Genomic DNA, 13940 nt, shown 5'->3' with positions numbered 1-13940 from the left:
GTCGGCCCGCCGCTCTCGCGCCGTCGGGCATGGTGGGCTGAAACCCCTATGGGGCACCCTTGATCCCCACCATCCCAACCGCATCTCGGACACGTGCCGTCGCCCGTCGACGGTTTTTTTTGGACCGGCTGGCCATCGTGACACCCGCGTGAACTTGCGCTCCTGCCGCTTGTCTGAGGGCGGCGCGTTACCATCCGGCTGGCGCCACCGAAAGCGGTTATCGAAGGAGACGGCCCGGATGGGCGAAAACGAACTGGATAGCGCGCTGGTCGAGCGTGTTCAAAACGGCGACCGGCGCGCTTTCGACCTGCTGGTGCGCAAATACCAGCACAAGGTGATCGGCCTGATCTCCCGCTACGTCAACAACTACGCCGAGTGCGAGGACGTGGCGCAGGAGGCCTTCGTGCGCGCCTGGCGGGCGATCGGCTCGTTCCGCGGCGACAGCCAGTTCTATACCTGGATGTACAAGATCGCCGTCAACACGGCCAAGAACCACCTGGTGGCGATGGGGCGACGCCCGCCGATGGACGACATCGCGGCCGAGGACGCAGTTTTCCTGACCGGCGCCGAGCGGATGCAGGAGGGCGCCACGCCCGAACGTGAACTCCTTCGCCAGGAAATTGAACAAACCGTCTTCGCCACTGTCCAAGCGCTGCCAGAGGAGTTGCGGACCGCCATCACGCTGCGCGAGGTGGATGGCCTGAGCTACGAGGAAATCGCCGAGGCGATGGGTTGTCCCATCGGCACCGTGCGTTCGCGAATCTTCCGTGCGCGCGAAGCGATCGATCAGCAACTGCGGCCACTGCTCTCGGACCGCGAGGATCAACCGACATGACCCAAGACCAACGTGAACACCTTTCGGCCGGCATCGACGGCGAACTCGCCCGCGAGGAGCTGCGTTTCCTGCTCCGCCGGTTCGAGCACGATGCCGAACTCGGACAGGCCTGGACGCGCTACCACCTGGCGCGTGACGGCCTGCGCCGGCAATTGCCGGCCGTGGCATCGGCCGGGTTCGCGGCACGCGTGGCACAGGCGATCGCGCAGGAGTCGGAGGCCAAAGCCGGGCGCCGCGCACCGCACTGGCTGCGTTGGTCGGCCGGCGGCGCGATTGCGGCCAGCGTCGCCGTGGCGGCGTTGATGATCGCCCGGCCGGTGACGGACGACGATCGCGCATCGACCGGGCTGGCGCAGAGCGCGCCGACCGCCGAAGTCACGCTTCCTACGGGACCGGCTGCCCCGGCCGCGGTGCCGCCGTGGCTGAGCGGCGATACCGCTTCGCGCTACAGCCAGCAGGCTGCCGCCACCCTCGGGGAGAGCTACGGCGAAGCGTTGATGCCCTATGCGCGCAATCTGTCGCCCTATCGCGTGCAGCCGGTGCGCGCTCCCAGCGACCAACCTGGTTACTACCTGCTGATCGACCCGCAGCGGGCGGCCAATGCCCGTTATCCGCGCCAGGCGGCTGCCGGCGCCCAGTGATCAGCGTCCGCGTGTCCTTGCCGCGGTCGTCTTCCCCCTAGCCATCGGCCGGCCCGCCTTGCGGGCCGTGCACGGTCGCGTCCCTAGTTTTTGCCTGAAGGAGGAGAGTCCATGAATCGAATTCCCTTGCGCACCTTGGCCTGCTGCGTGCTGATGGGGCTTGTGACGGCCGGCTGCGCCCAGGCCGAACCACCGGCAGCACAGGCGAACGCGCCGACGGCCAGAAGCGCTTCCGCGCCGGCGATGGCCAGCTTGCCGGACTTCACCCAGATCGTGAAGAAGAATGCGCCGGCGGTGGTGCACGTGGAGGCCAAGTACAACGGTCAGCGCCGCGAGCCGCGCACGCAGGCGGGCATGCCTGACGATCCGCAGATGGAACTGTTCCGTCGCTTCTTCGGCATGCCGATGATGCCTTCACCGGAAGAGCAGGAGCACACCTCGCTGGGCTCGGGCTTCATCATTTCCAGTGACGGCTACATCCTGACCAACAACCACGTGGTCGATGGCGCCGACGCGGTGACCGTGCGGCTGCAGGACCGGCGAACCCTCACCGCGAAGGTGGTCGGCACCGACCCGAGTTACGACATCGCACTGCTCAAGGTGGACCAGGACGGCCTTCCCGCCGTGTCGATCGGCGAATCGCGCTCGCTCGAGCCGGGCCAATGGGTGCTCGCGATCGGCTCGCCGTTCGGCCTGGACTACACCGTCACCCAGGGCATCGTCAGCGCCGTGGGCCGCAACCTGGGCAGCGGCGACCAGCCCTACACCTCCTTCATCCAGACCGACGTGCCGATCAACCGCGGCAACTCCGGCGGACCGCTGTTCAATCTGCAGGGGCAGGTGGTTGGCATCAACTCGCAGATCTATTCCAACACCGGCGGCTACCTGGGCGTGTCGTTCTCCATCCCGATCGACGTGGCGATGAACGCCGTGCAGCAAATCAAGGAGCACGGCTACGTCACCCGCGGCCAGCTCGGCGTGCAGGTGCGCGGCGTGGACAGCCAGATCGCCAAGGCGCTCAACATGGACAACCCGCGCGGCGCCATCGTCGGCGTGGTGCAGGACGGTAGCGCGGCCGACAAGGCGGGCATCCAGGTTGGCGACATCATCACCGGGTACAACGGCCAGCCGATCATGGATGCCGGCGATCTGCCGCCCGTGGTGGGCATGACCAAGCCGGGCACCAAAGTGCCGGTAGAGATCCTGCGCAACGGCAAGAAGCAGACCGTCCAGGTGACGGTGGGCGAGGCGCCCCATGACAAGGCCGGTGCCACCGGCAGCGACCAGTCGCCGGTGCAGTCCGGTTCCGCGGCGCTCGGCCTGAGCGTGCGCGAACTGGACGAGGACGCCCGCCAGCAGATGGACCTGAAGAAGGGCGAGGGCGTGCTGATCGCGGACATCACCGGACCGGTGGCCGCGCGCGCCGGCCTGCAGCCGGGGGACGTAGTACTGCGCGTGGGCCAGCAGAACGTCGGCAGCGTGTCGGCTTTCCGTGCGGCGACCCGGGGCGTCAAGCCTGGCGACACCGTGCTGTTGCTGGTGCGCCGGGGTGACGACACCCGCTTCATCGCGCTGACGGTGCCTTCGGACAAGTAGGCGCCCGCCTGCCCGGCAGGGAGCCCACCTGGGGACGACGCTCTTCCTCGATGAGAGAAACGCGTCGCCCGCACGTGGGCTCCTGCCCAGGCAGGGCAGGCGTCCGATTCCATGCGACAATACCGGGTTCGTATCGCCATCCCGGCGATGCGCGGCCTTTGCGGGCCGCGAAGCCCGACCAGCGTATTCCATGGAACTGATCCGCAACTTCTCCATCATTGCCCACATCGACCATGGCAAGTCGACGCTTGCCGACCGGATCATCCAGATCTGCGGCGGCCTGAGCGAACGCGAGATGGAAGCCCAGGTGCTCGACAACAACCCGATCGAGCGCGAGCGCGGCATCACCATCAAGGCCCAATCCGTATCCCTGCCGTACACGGCGCGCGACGGCAAGACCTACCAGCTCAATTTCATCGACACGCCTGGCCACGTCGACTTCTCCTATGAGGTGTCGCGTTCGCTTGCCGCCTGCGAGGGTGCGCTGCTGGTCGTCGACGCCGCCCAGGGCGTGGAGGCGCAATCGGTCGCCAACTGCTACACCGCGGTGGAGCAGGGGCTGGAAGTCGTGCCGGTGCTCAACAAGATCGACCTGCCCACCGCCGACCCGGAAAAGGTCAAGGGCGAGATCGAGGCCGTGATCGGCATCCATGCCGACGATGCCGTGGCGATCAGTGCCAAGACCGGGCAGAACGTCGCCGAGGTGCTGGAAGCCATCGTCGCGCGCATCCCGCCGCCCAAGCCGCGTGATACCGACAGGCTGCAGGCGTTGATCATCGACTCCTGGTTCGACAACTACCTGGGTGTGATCTCGCTGGTGCGCGTGATGCAGGGCGAGATCAAGCCCGGTGACAAGCTGCTGGTGATGTCCACCGGTCGCGTGCACGAGGTCGACGACGTCGGCGTGTTCACGCCCAAGCGCAAAAAGCTGGAGAAGCTCGGCGCCGGTGAGGTGGGCTGGATCAACGCTTCGATCAAGGACGTGCATGGCGCACCGGTGGGCGACACGCTGACCCTGGCCGCCAAGCCGGCGGACAAACCGCTGCCGGGCTTCCAGACCATGCAGCCGCGCGTGTTCGCGGGCCTGTTTCCAGTGTCGGCGGACGACTATCCGGCGATGCGCGAGGCGCTGGACAAGCTGCGCCTGAACGACGCCGCGCTGTTCTTCGAGCCCGAGTCCTCCGAGGCCATGGGTTTCGGCTTCCGCTGCGGTTTCCTTGGCATGCTGCACATGGAAATCGTGCAGGAGCGACTTGAGCGCGAGTACGACCTCGACCTCATCACCACCGCGCCGACCGTGGTGTACGAGGTGCTCAAGACCGACGGCACCGTGATGGATCTGGACAATCCCGCGAAACTGCCGCCCGTGCCGCAGATCCAGGAGATCCGCGAGCCCATCATCGTCGCGAACATCCTTACGCCCCCCGACTACATCGGCAACATCATCACCCTGTGCGAGGAAAAGCGCGGTGTGCAGCGCTCCATCCAGTACATGGCCACGCAGGTGCAGATCAGCTACGAGATGCCGCTGGCCGAAGTCGTGCTCGACTTCTTCGATCGTCTGAAATCCGTCTCGCGCGGCTACGCCTCGATGGATTACCACCATGAGCGCTTCGAGGCCGGTCCGTTCGTGCGCGTGGATGTGCTGATCAACGGCGATCGCGTCGACGCGCTCAGCCTGATCGTGCACCGCAGCCACGCCGACCGTCGCGGTCGCGACCTGGTCGAGCGCATGAAGGACCTGATCCCGCGCCAGCAGTTCGACGTGGCGATCCAGGCGGCCATCGGCGCGCAGGTCATCGCCCGTTCCACGGTGAAGGCGCTGCGCAAGAACGTTCTGGCCAAGTGCTATGGCGGTGACGTGAGCCGCAAGAAGAAGCTTCTGGAGAAGCAGAAGGAAGGCAAGAAGCGCATGAAGCAGGTAGGCCGCGTGGAAATCCCGCAAGAGGCCTTCCTTGCCGTCCTGAAAGTGGATAAATAGTCGGGCCGGGATCGGGATCCGGATTCGAGGCGCGCCCTGTGCTTCGATCCCTGGATCCGGAGCCGATGCCGCGTCCAAAGGGAGCCACCATGGAATTCGATTTCTCCGCCATCCTCCTCGCCCTCACCGTGCTTTTCGGCGTGGTGTGGGGCCTGGACCGGCTGTTTCTGTACAACAAGCGCAAGGCACGCCTGGATGCGGCCGGCGAGGAGTACCACGACCCGGTGCCGGTGGACTGGGCGCGCTCGCTGTTCCCGGTGGTGCTGGTGGTGCTGGTGCTGCGCTCGTTCGTGGCCGAGCCGTTTCGTATTCCTTCCGGCTCGATGATGCCCACGCTGGACGTGGGCGATTTCATCCTGGTCAACAAGTTCGCCTACGGCCTGCGCATGCCGGCCTTCAACAACAAATTCCTGGACCTGGGCGAGCCCAAGCGCGGCGACGTGGTGGTGTTCCGGTTTCCCGGCTATCTGTGCCAGGACGAGGACGGCAAGTGGGTACGCAGCGGCGACATCAGCTGCTCCGACCCGCATGCGCCGGTGCCGAACCAGAACTGGATCAAACGCGTGATCGGACTGCCCGGCGACACCATCGAATCGCACGGCGACCAGCTGGTGATCAACGGCACGCCGGTGCCGGCCGACCTGATCGGGCCATTCCAGGGCCGCCCCAACGGCGACGAGTCGCGGCTGATGCGCGACTACGGCGCCGCGATGTGGACCGAGCATCTGCCGCGTTCTGACGGCAAGGGCAATATCGACCACATGATCGCGCGCATGCCGGCCTACTCGGTCCCGCTTTCGATCCCCAACGACAAGGTGCCCGCCAAGGTGCCGCCCGGCTGCTATATCGTGATGGGCGACAACCGCTACAACAGCACCGACAGCCGCTGGTGGGGCTGCCTGCCGGAGAAGAACCTGGCAGGCAAGGCGTTCCTGATCTGGCTGAGCTGGAAGGGCACACAGGATGGCTGGATCGATTTCGGCCGGATTGGCAAGATCATCCACTGACGCAGGACGTGACGGGCGCCACCTGTGGCACCCGTGACCCAAGGCCAGGGCGGCGCGCAGAATACAGACGAGGTAGCCGCCGCAGCGGCATAGCGAGGGGACTATGAAAAGCAAGCAAGCAGGTATCACGATGATCGGGTTCCTGGTCGTCCTGGTCGTCGTGGCTTTCTTCGGCTACATGGCGATGAAGCTGGTGCCGGCCTACACCGAGTACATGGGCGTCGCCAAGGCGATGACGCAGGTCTCGACCGAGGGCGTGGAAGGCAAGTCGCTGGACGAAATCCGTCGCAACCTGCTGTTCAAGATGGACTTCCAGTACGTGGATGACGCCACCATCGAGCCACAGGACATCACCATCGACCGCAGCAACGGAAACCAGCTGCACGTGGCCTACGACAAGCAGATCCCGTTCATCTACAACATCGATTTCCTCGTGCATTTCGAGAAGAGCGTGCCGTTGCAGGGCAACGTGTCCTCGCTCTGATCCCAGTGAAGTTGGATTACCGTTTCCGCGACCCCGCGCTGGCCGAGCTGGCATTGACCCACCGCAGCGTGGGCCGGCCGAACAACGAGCGGATGGAATTCCTGGGTGATGCGCTGCTCGGCGCGATGGTCGGTGAAATGCTCTACGATGCCCACCCTCGCGCCAGCGAGGGTGAGCTTTCGCGGTTGCGCGCGCAGCTGGTCAACGGCCAGGCCCTTGCGGTGGTCGCGCGCGAACTGGACCTGGGCGATGGGCTCAAGCTGGGTTCGGGTGAACTGAAAAGCGGCGGATTCCGTCGCGATTCGATCCTCGCCGATGCGTTCGAGGCGTTGGTTGCGGCGGTCTATCTCGATGGGGGATTCGATGCCTGCCGGGATGTCGTGCGTGGGTTGTTTGCCCGGCGCGTGGCCGACCTGCCCAAATCGTCCAAGGACGCCAAGACCCGTTTGCAGGAATGGTTGCAGGCGCGAGGCCTGCCGCTGCCGACCTACGAACTGGCCGGCAGCCACGGCGAAGACCACGCCAAGGTATTCGAAGTCAACTGCAGCATCGCCGAGCCGGTGCCGCTGAGCGCCGCGGCAAGCGGACCCAGCCGCCGGGCCGCCGAGCAGGACGCGGCCGAGACCGTGCTCGGCCAGCTGACCCCACCGCTGCCGCCCGCCTGAATCCTTCATCCCTTGCCGCTGGCGCCGTTGGCGCGGCGGCGCCATGCTTTGCCCTCTGCCCGCCGGAAAACCTTCTGCCATGAACGACGAAACCGAATCCGCCGGCGATCTGCCGCACGAGAACTATCGCTGCGGCGCGGTAGCGCTGGTCGGCCGCCCCAACGTAGGCAAGTCGACCCTGCTCAATGCCCTGATCGGCTTTCGCCTGTCCATCGTCAGCCCGCGCCCCCAGACCACCCGCCACCGTATCCTGGGCATCGCTACCAGTGAGGCGGGGCAGGTGATGTACGTGGACACGCCCGGCCTGCACCGCGGCGCCAAGCGCGCGATGAACCGCAGCCTCAACCGCGCCGCGCGCACCGCGATGGCCGAGGTCGACCTGGCCGTGCAGTTGATCGAGGCCGGTCGCTGGACCGACGAGGACGAGGCGCTGTACGCCGCGCTGGTCGAGCAGAACGTGCCGCGCCTGCTCGCCATCAACAAGGTCGACCTGGCCAAGGACAAGGGCGCGCTGCTGCCCTTCGTCGCCGAACTGACCGCCCGACACCAGTTCGAGGACATCCATTACGTCAGCGCCCTCAAGCAGAAGGGCCTGAAGGAACTGGAGGGCGCGATCCTCAAACGCCTGCCGGTGCGCCCGCCCGTGTTTGGCGAGGATGAGATCACCGATCGCAGCGAACGCTTCCTGGCCGCCGAGATGGTGCGCGAGCAGCTGATGCTTCGTCTCGACCAGGAGCTGCCATACGCCACGACGGTGGAGATCGAGCAGTTCACGGATCGCGAGGATGGCGTGGCCGAAATCCATGCCATCGTCTGGGTGGAGCGCGATGGCCAGAAGGCGATCGTGATCGGACAGGGTGGCGCCCAGCTCAAGGCCATCGGCAGCGCCGCGCGCCGACACATGGAGCGGCTGTTCGAGCGCAAGGTCTTCCTCAAGCTCTGGGTGAAGGTGCGCGAGGGCTGGGTGGATGACGAGGCGATGCTGAAGAAGCTCGGATACACCGACTGACAGCCGATCGCGGGGGTGCGATTCTGTCACTCCGAAACCCGTTCCCGCCCCGGCCTTGATGCATGCTCCTGGATCAGCAGCCCGCCTACGTCCTGCACGCGCGGCCCTACCGCGAGACGTCGCTGCTGCTTGAATGCCTCACCCGCGACCACGGGCGGATAGGCGTGGTCGCGCGCGGCGTTCGGCGCGAGCGGGCGCGGTTGCAACGCGCGCAACTCGAACCGTTCCAGCCGCTGGCGCTGGACCTGCTGCTACGCGGTGAGCTGGCCACCTTGCGCGGCGCCGAGCCGGCCGGTGCGCCACGTCGGCTGACCGGTGACGCTGGCCTGGCCGGTTTGTATCTCAACGAACTGGTGGTACGGCTGACCGGCCGCCAGGATCCGATGCCCGATCTTTTCGCGGCGTACGCGCGCACCCTGCCTCGCCTTGCCGAACCCGGAACGCTGGCCTGGCAACTCCGCCGCTTCGAACGCGACCTGCTCATGGCGATCGGTTATGCGTTGCAACTGGAGGCCGAGGCCGACAGCGGCGAGCCGCTCGCGCCCGAGGGCTCGTACCGCTATCAGGTCGAGCACGGTCCGGTGGCCTGTCCGGCGGGTGCGCCGCGGGCGATCCGTGGTGCCGACCTGCTGGCGCTCGCGGCGGACCAATGCCCCGATACCGCTGGCCTGGCGGCGTTGCGCCGGCTCATGCGCGAGGTGATCCGCTTCCATCTGGGCGGCGGCGAACTGCACGCCTGGCGCGTACTGGCGACCGCCATGTCGCGCCGGCAACCGGACTGAGCCGGGGACATCACGCCGAAGTCGCGGCGCATCCATCTGGAAGTCCCGCTCGGCAGAACAGGTTGCCTTCGGTGGTACTCAGCGCTCCAGCACCGCCAGCGTCGCGACGAGCGCCTGCCGGAATCTTTCCCGCGCACCTTCGCCCACGGAACCGCCGGTCTCCACCTGGCGTTGCAGATGCTTCGCCTGCAGCGCCAGCGCGGGTGCGCCGCAGAAGCCGCAGGCCGAACGCAACCGGTGCAGCCGCTCGACCAGTCGGGCCGGCTCGCTGCACAAGTGCGCCAGTTCGTTGAGTAACGTCACCAGTTCCTCGCGCAGCAGGCCCCGCAGCGCATGCATGGTGCGCGCGTCGCCGCTGCTGGCGAGCCCGGCCGCATCGTCCAGTAGCGGTGCGTTCCGGCCGCTGTTGCGGGCGAGTGTGACCAGCGCACGCAGCGCATCCAGTTCGCAGGGCTTGAGTAGTACGTCGCTGAAGCCGACGGCCAGTAGTTGCTGGCGATCCTCGATCGAGACCTCGGCGCTGGTCGCCACGGCGGGCGCGTCGGCGGAGCGGGCCTGGGCATCGGCGCGCAAGGCGAGCAACACGTCGCGGGCGCCGGCACCGGGCATGCGGCAATCCAGCAGGAGCAGGTCGAAGGTCTCGATGGCGGCACGCGCCAGCGCCATCTGGCCATCGACGCACTCGTGCACCTGCGCGCCCAGCGCGCGCAGGCCATCGCCCAGGAAGCGGCGGCTGGCCGGGTCGTCGTCGGCCACAAGCACGTAGGGAAGGGGGAGATTGGAAGGCGGCGGGTGGCGCAGGAAGGCGGCTGTGCTCATTGACGAATCCATGTCGTTCAGCTGGCTTTGGCAGAATGATGGCACATGCTCCCTCCCTCCCGCCGCCTGCTGATGTGCCTCGGCCTGCTCCTCGTCGCCCTGTGGACGAACCCGGCCTGGGCGGATGTCGACCTGACTGCCAAGGTGGTCGCGATGCCGGGTGTGCGCCTGCAGCAGGTGACCCTGCACATCGGCGAGGATGGCAAGGGAGGGCTCGCGCTCAAGCTCCATGCCGCGCGGGCGGACGTTGGGGCGATGGGCTGGCGCCGGGTCGGGCTGGATCTGGAGGGGGCGCTGTCGCGCGACCTGCAGATGCGCTGGCTGCTGGACGGCTCGATCGCCCTGCGGGGCGCCCCGGGCGGGGCGCTCGGCAATTCGGACGTGCATCTGGTGATCGACGAGCGCGCCAACACGCTGCAGGCGGATATCGCCCAGGCCACGGCGACCGCCAGTGCCTGGGTTCCGCTGGACCAGACCAGCCACGCCCAGATCACCCTGAAAAACCTGCCGGCGCAATGGCTGGCCGGGCTGCTGGGTACGGTGTGGTCGGGCCGGCCCACGGGTGGGCGGCTGGACGCCGAGCTGGCGCTGGACGTGCACGACAATGGCATCCAGTCATCCGGCGAGTTCAGTATGGATGGCGTGGGTTTCGATACCCCCACCGGCACGCTGGCCGGGCAGGGTGTCGATGGCACGGGCCGGCTGGGCATCGACACGGAGGGCGGGCCGGCCCGCTTCACCGTGGATGCCACCCTGCGCGGCGGTGAGCTGCTGCTCGGTCCGATCTACGCGAAATTGCCGGACCACGCCGTGCAGCTCAACGTGGCGGCGGTCGGGCAAGGCGGTGCGCTGGCGATCAGCCGCCTGCGCGTCAACGATGCCGATGCGCTGCAGCTGGACGGCGCGCTCGCCTTCGATGCGAAGGGCAATCTGGACAAGCTGCGCCTGGAGCGTTTCCAGGCCCGGTTCCCCGCCGCCTACGACCGCTATGGCGCCGCCTGGTTGGACACGCTGGGCCTGCATGGGATGAAGGTGACCGGTGCCTTGAGCGGCAACCTGGATTTGCGCGAGGGCGGCCCGCGCGGCTTCGCTTTCACCGCCGACCATCTCAACCTCGCGACGGCCGACGGCAGGCTGGCGATCGACGACCTCAATGGTGGCCTGGATTGGTCCGCCGACGCCGATCGCCCCACCACCAACCTCGGCTGGCGTGCGCTTCGCGTCTATCGCCTGCCGTTCGGTTCCGCCCGAGCGCAGTGGCGCAGCCGCGGCGGCACGCTCGGGCTGACCCAGCCGCTGGCGGTGGCACTGCTGGGAGGAACGGTGCAGATGAGCCAGCTCGACTGGCGTCCGGCCGCCGCCAGGGGGCAGCGACTGGAAACCTCGCTGGCTGTCACCGGCGTGGACATGGCGTCCTTCAGCAAGGCGATGGGCTGGCCGCAGTTCCCCGGCACGCTGGGTGGCGCGATTCCTTCGTTGCGCCTGGTGGACGACACGGTGGAACTGGCTGGCGGGTTGTCCGTCAATGTATTCAACGGCTTCGTGGACATCACCCAGCTTGCGCTGACGCAGCCGTTCGGCCCCAGCCCGGTGCTGGCGGCGGATGTGGGCTTCCGCCAGCTGGACCTGGGCTCGATCACCAGCGTGTTCGACTTCGGCAGCATCACCGGCCCGCTGCACGGCAGCATCGACAACCTTCGTCTCGTCGACTGGCAGCCGGTCGCGTTCGAGGCGCACCTGCTCGCCGACGAGGGCGGGCGGATCAGCCAGCGTGCGGTCAACAACCTCACCGCGGTGGGCGGCGGCGGCATCGCCGCGGGCCTGCAGGGCGCGGTGCTCAAGCTCTTCAAGACCTTCGGCTACGCGCGCATCGGCCTCAACTGCGCTTTGACCGGCACGGTCTGCCACATGAGCGGGCTGGAGAATACCGGGGACGGGTACACTATCGTCGACGGCAGCGGTTTGCCGCATCTGAAGGTCATCGGCCACCAGCACGAGGTCGACTGGCCCACCCTGGTGAGCCGGTTGAAGGCGGCCACCGAAGGCGGCGGCCCGCAGATCCGCTGACGTCCACACCCTCAGGAGCCTCCCCATGCGCAAGCTCGTCTACGTCCTGCTGACCGCCGCAATGGTCGCGCTCGTCGGTTGCGTCACGATCAACGTCTATTTCCCCGAGGCTGCAGCGCAGAAGGCGGCCGACCGCTTCATCGGCACGGTGATCGACCAGGGCAGCGCACCGGCCCAGGACGCCAAACCAGCCCCGCCCGCGCACGAGCCGGCCCAACCTTCGGCCATGCTGCTCGACCTGCTGGTGCCGGCTGCCTATGCCGCCGACACGCCCGATATCCGCGTGCAGACGCCGGCCACCGAAGCGATCCGTGGCCGCATGCAGGCACGTTTCCAGACCATCCTCCAGGCCTTGCTCGACTCGGGCGCGATCGGCTTCACGAAGGATGGGCTGGTGGTCGTCCACGACGCCAGCAAGATTCCCCTCAGCAAGCGCGCGCAGGCCACCGCCGCGGTGTCTGACGAGAACGGCGACCGCAACGCCCTGTATCGCGAGATCGCCCGCGCCAACGGGCATCCCGAGTGGGAGTCGCGAATCCGCGCCACCTTCGCCAAGGGCTGGATCGAGCGCGCGCACGCCGGCTGGTATTATCAGGACGCTTCGGGCGCCTGGAAGCGCAAGTAAGCCGCGCCCGTCCTCCAGAGCTTTGACCGCTGCGCCCGGGTCGCCGATCCGGGCGCAGGCGTTTTACGAGTGCCATGAAAGAATTCGAAGCCACCATCACCGACCTGGGCCACGACGGCCGCGGCGTCGCCCGCATCGACGGCAAGACCGTGTTCGTCAGCGGCGCGCTGCTTGGCGAGCAGGTCCGCCTCGGGATCCGCAAGCGCCACCGCAACTTCGACGAGGCAGAAACCCTTGAGGTACTGGAGCGCTCGTCGCATCGGGTCGAACCGCGCTGCGTGCATTTCGGCCAGTGTGGCGGTTGCTCGCTGCAGCACCTGGACGCACCGGCGCAGATCCAGGCCAAGCAGCGCGTGCTGTCGGACAACTTCGCGCGCATCGGAAAGGTCGAGCCGCGGCGCTGGCTGGAACCGCTCACCGACACGCCCTGGGGTTATCGCCGCAAGGGGCGACTGTCGGTGCGTGCGGTGGCCAAGAAGGGCCGCGTGCTGGTGGGTTTTCGCGAAGAGTCCAATCCACGCTTCGTGGCCGACATCAGCCATTGCGACGTCGTGCATCCGATGCTGGGCGGCCGGATTGGCCAGCTCGCCGAGCTGCTCGGCGGCATGGACGCGGCCAACGATATCCCGCAGATCGAATTCGCCGCGGGCGACGATACCGTGGCGCTGGTGTTCCGGCACCTGAAGCCGCTCAGTGAGCACGACACCCAGGCGCTGGTCGCATTTGGCCAGACGCATGGCTTTGCGATCTACCTGCAGCCAGGCGGCGTCAGCAGCGTCCACCCGTTGTGGCCCGAACAGCCACGCCTGGCCTTCCGGCTGCCGGCCGGCAAGGGCGTGGCCGATGTCGAATTGGAGTTCCAGCCGCTGGATTTCGTGCAGGTCAACGCGGGCATGAACCGGCGCATGCTGGCGCTCACGATGGAACTCCTTGACCCGCAGCCGACCGACCGCGTGCTCGACCTTTTCTGCGGCCTGGGCAACTTCACGCTGCCGCTCGCACGGCGCGTGGCCGAGGTCGCCGGCGTGGAAGGCGAACACGGGCTGGTCGAGCGCGCAGGCGCCAACGCCGCCCGCAACGACATCGCCAATGCGCGGTTCCACGTTGCCAATCTGTTCGAGGACCAGCGCGGCAGCGCCTGGGCGCGCGCCGGGTGGGACAAGATCCTGCTCGACCCGCCCCGCGCGGGCGCCGAGCAGGTACTGGAGTACCTGCCGCGCAAGGGCACCAACCGGATCGTCTACGTCTCCTGCCACCCGGCCTCGCTCGCACGCGACGCCGGCCTGCTGGTGCACCGCCATGGCTTCGACCTCACAGCCGCTGGCGTCATGGACATGTTTCCGCATACCGCGCACGTGGAATCCATCGCGCTGTTCGAGCGCCGCTGAGCGCCGACGCTTTCCTGCCGAGGGGCCACTTGAGGGGGATG

At 67.4% G+C, this 13940-nt stretch carries 13 protein-coding genes; 12 read left to right on the top strand and 1 reads right to left on the bottom strand.

Going from position 1 to position 13940, the window contains the following annotated elements:
• Positions 1–238 precede the first annotated feature (238 nt).
• The 9 genes from rpoE to recO all read left to right on the top strand — a co-directional run bounded on the left by rpoE (position 239) and on the right by recO (position 9000).
• Positions 239–835, top strand: a complete 597-nt coding sequence (rpoE, locus tag ACFWZ1_RS09945) for an RNA polymerase sigma factor RpoE (RefSeq protein WP_209621599.1) — start codon at positions 239–241, stop codon at positions 833–835.
• Positions 832–1476, top strand: coding sequence for a sigma-E factor negative regulatory protein (locus ACFWZ1_RS09940; protein ID WP_231320331.1), 645 nt, complete (start codon positions 832–834; stop codon positions 1474–1476). Before rpoE ends, ACFWZ1_RS09940 begins: the two co-directional genes overlap by 4 nt.
• A 111-nt stretch (positions 1477–1587) precedes the next feature.
• Positions 1588–3072 (top strand): DegQ family serine endoprotease, encoded by a 1485-nt coding sequence (locus ACFWZ1_RS09935; RefSeq protein WP_439666297.1) that lies wholly within the window; start codon positions 1588–1590, stop codon positions 3070–3072.
• A gap of 190 nt (positions 3073–3262) precedes the next feature.
• On the top strand, positions 3263–5053 hold the full coding sequence (lepA, locus tag ACFWZ1_RS09930; RefSeq protein WP_231320328.1) for a translation elongation factor 4: 1791 nt from the start codon (positions 3263–3265) through the stop codon (positions 5051–5053).
• Positions 5054–5142: 89 nt separating this feature from the next.
• On the top strand, positions 5143–6060 hold the full coding sequence (gene lepB, locus ACFWZ1_RS09925) for a signal peptidase I (RefSeq protein WP_439666296.1): 918 nt from the start codon (positions 5143–5145) through the stop codon (positions 6058–6060).
• Between the two features lie 103 nt (positions 6061–6163).
• Positions 6164–6544: a DUF4845 domain-containing protein gene (locus ACFWZ1_RS09920; RefSeq protein ID WP_231320326.1), complete on the top strand. Its 381-nt coding sequence runs from the start codon at positions 6164–6166 to the stop codon at positions 6542–6544.
• Between the two features lie 5 nt (positions 6545–6549).
• Entirely contained in the window at positions 6550–7209 is a 660-nt protein-coding gene (rnc, locus tag ACFWZ1_RS09915) for a ribonuclease III (RefSeq protein ID WP_439666295.1), read from the top strand.
• A gap of 79 nt (positions 7210–7288) precedes the next feature.
• Positions 7289–8218, top strand: a complete 930-nt coding sequence (era, locus tag ACFWZ1_RS09910) for a GTPase Era (protein ID WP_439666294.1) — start codon at positions 7289–7291, stop codon at positions 8216–8218.
• A 62-nt stretch (positions 8219–8280) separates the two neighbouring features.
• Positions 8281–9000, top strand: a complete 720-nt coding sequence (gene recO, locus ACFWZ1_RS09905) for a DNA repair protein RecO (RefSeq protein WP_439666293.1) — start codon at positions 8281–8283, stop codon at positions 8998–9000.
• 78 nt (positions 9001–9078) lie between these two features.
• On the opposite strand, the gene ACFWZ1_RS09900 is transcribed toward recO, so the two are convergent.
• Positions 9079–9819: a response regulator gene (locus tag ACFWZ1_RS09900; protein WP_439666292.1), complete on the bottom strand. Its 741-nt coding sequence runs from the start codon at positions 9817–9819 to the stop codon at positions 9079–9081.
• Positions 9820–9864: 45 nt separating this feature from the next.
• Between ACFWZ1_RS09900 and ACFWZ1_RS09895 the strand changes: the two genes are divergently transcribed.
• From ACFWZ1_RS09895 to rlmD, 3 genes are all read left to right on the top strand, one after another.
• Complete coding sequence (locus ACFWZ1_RS09895; protein ID WP_439666291.1) at positions 9865–11886, top strand: hypothetical protein; 2022 nt, start codon at positions 9865–9867, stop codon at positions 11884–11886.
• A gap of 25 nt (positions 11887–11911) precedes the next feature.
• Positions 11912–12511 (top strand): YdbL family protein, encoded by a 600-nt coding sequence (locus ACFWZ1_RS09890; protein WP_439666290.1) that lies wholly within the window; start codon positions 11912–11914, stop codon positions 12509–12511.
• A 74-nt stretch (positions 12512–12585) separates the two neighbouring features.
• Positions 12586–13899, top strand: a complete 1314-nt coding sequence (rlmD, locus tag ACFWZ1_RS09885) for a 23S rRNA (uracil(1939)-C(5))-methyltransferase RlmD (protein ID WP_439666289.1) — start codon at positions 12586–12588, stop codon at positions 13897–13899.
• Positions 13900–13940 lie beyond the last annotated feature (41 nt).

Origin of the sequence: Frateuria sp. GZRe14 (genome assembly GCF_051900395.1) — a bacterium.
In the GTDB taxonomy this organism is placed as follows: domain Bacteria; phylum Pseudomonadota; class Gammaproteobacteria; order Xanthomonadales; family Rhodanobacteraceae; genus Frateuria_A; species Frateuria_A edaphi.
The sequence above is the reverse complement of the archived record's forward strand: the minus strand, read 5'-3'. Positions and strand labels throughout refer to the sequence as shown.

What these genes read in the sequence shown, in the direction of transcription:
- ACFWZ1_RS09940 (WP_231320331.1), top strand. Translation starts at nt 832, where the DNA reads ATGACCCAAGACCAACGTGAACACCTTTCGGCCGGCATCGACGGCGAA.
- ACFWZ1_RS09895 (WP_439666291.1), top strand. Translation starts at nt 9,865, where the DNA reads ATGCTCCCTCCCTCCCGCCGCCTGCTGATGTGCCTCGGCCTGCTCCTC.
- ACFWZ1_RS09920 (WP_231320326.1), top strand. Translation starts at nt 6,164, where the DNA reads ATGAAAAGCAAGCAAGCAGGTATCACGATGATCGGGTTCCTGGTCGTC.
- ACFWZ1_RS09890 (WP_439666290.1), top strand. Translation starts at nt 11,912, where the DNA reads ATGCGCAAGCTCGTCTACGTCCTGCTGACCGCCGCAATGGTCGCGCTC.
- lepB (WP_439666296.1), top strand. Translation starts at nt 5,143, where the DNA reads ATGGAATTCGATTTCTCCGCCATCCTCCTCGCCCTCACCGTGCTTTTC.
- recO (WP_439666293.1), top strand. Translation starts at nt 8,281, where the DNA reads ATGCTCCTGGATCAGCAGCCCGCCTACGTCCTGCACGCGCGGCCCTAC.
- ACFWZ1_RS09900 (WP_439666292.1), bottom strand. Translation starts at nt 9,819, where the DNA reads ATGAGCACAGCCGCCTTCCTGCGCCACCCGCCGCCTTCCAATCTCCCC.
- era (WP_439666294.1), top strand. Translation starts at nt 7,289, where the DNA reads ATGAACGACGAAACCGAATCCGCCGGCGATCTGCCGCACGAGAACTAT.
- rlmD (WP_439666289.1), top strand. Translation starts at nt 12,586, where the DNA reads ATGAAAGAATTCGAAGCCACCATCACCGACCTGGGCCACGACGGCCGC.
- ACFWZ1_RS09935 (WP_439666297.1), top strand. Translation starts at nt 1,588, where the DNA reads ATGAATCGAATTCCCTTGCGCACCTTGGCCTGCTGCGTGCTGATGGGG.
- rpoE (WP_209621599.1), top strand. Translation starts at nt 239, where the DNA reads ATGGGCGAAAACGAACTGGATAGCGCGCTGGTCGAGCGTGTTCAAAAC.
- lepA (WP_231320328.1), top strand. Translation starts at nt 3,263, where the DNA reads ATGGAACTGATCCGCAACTTCTCCATCATTGCCCACATCGACCATGGC.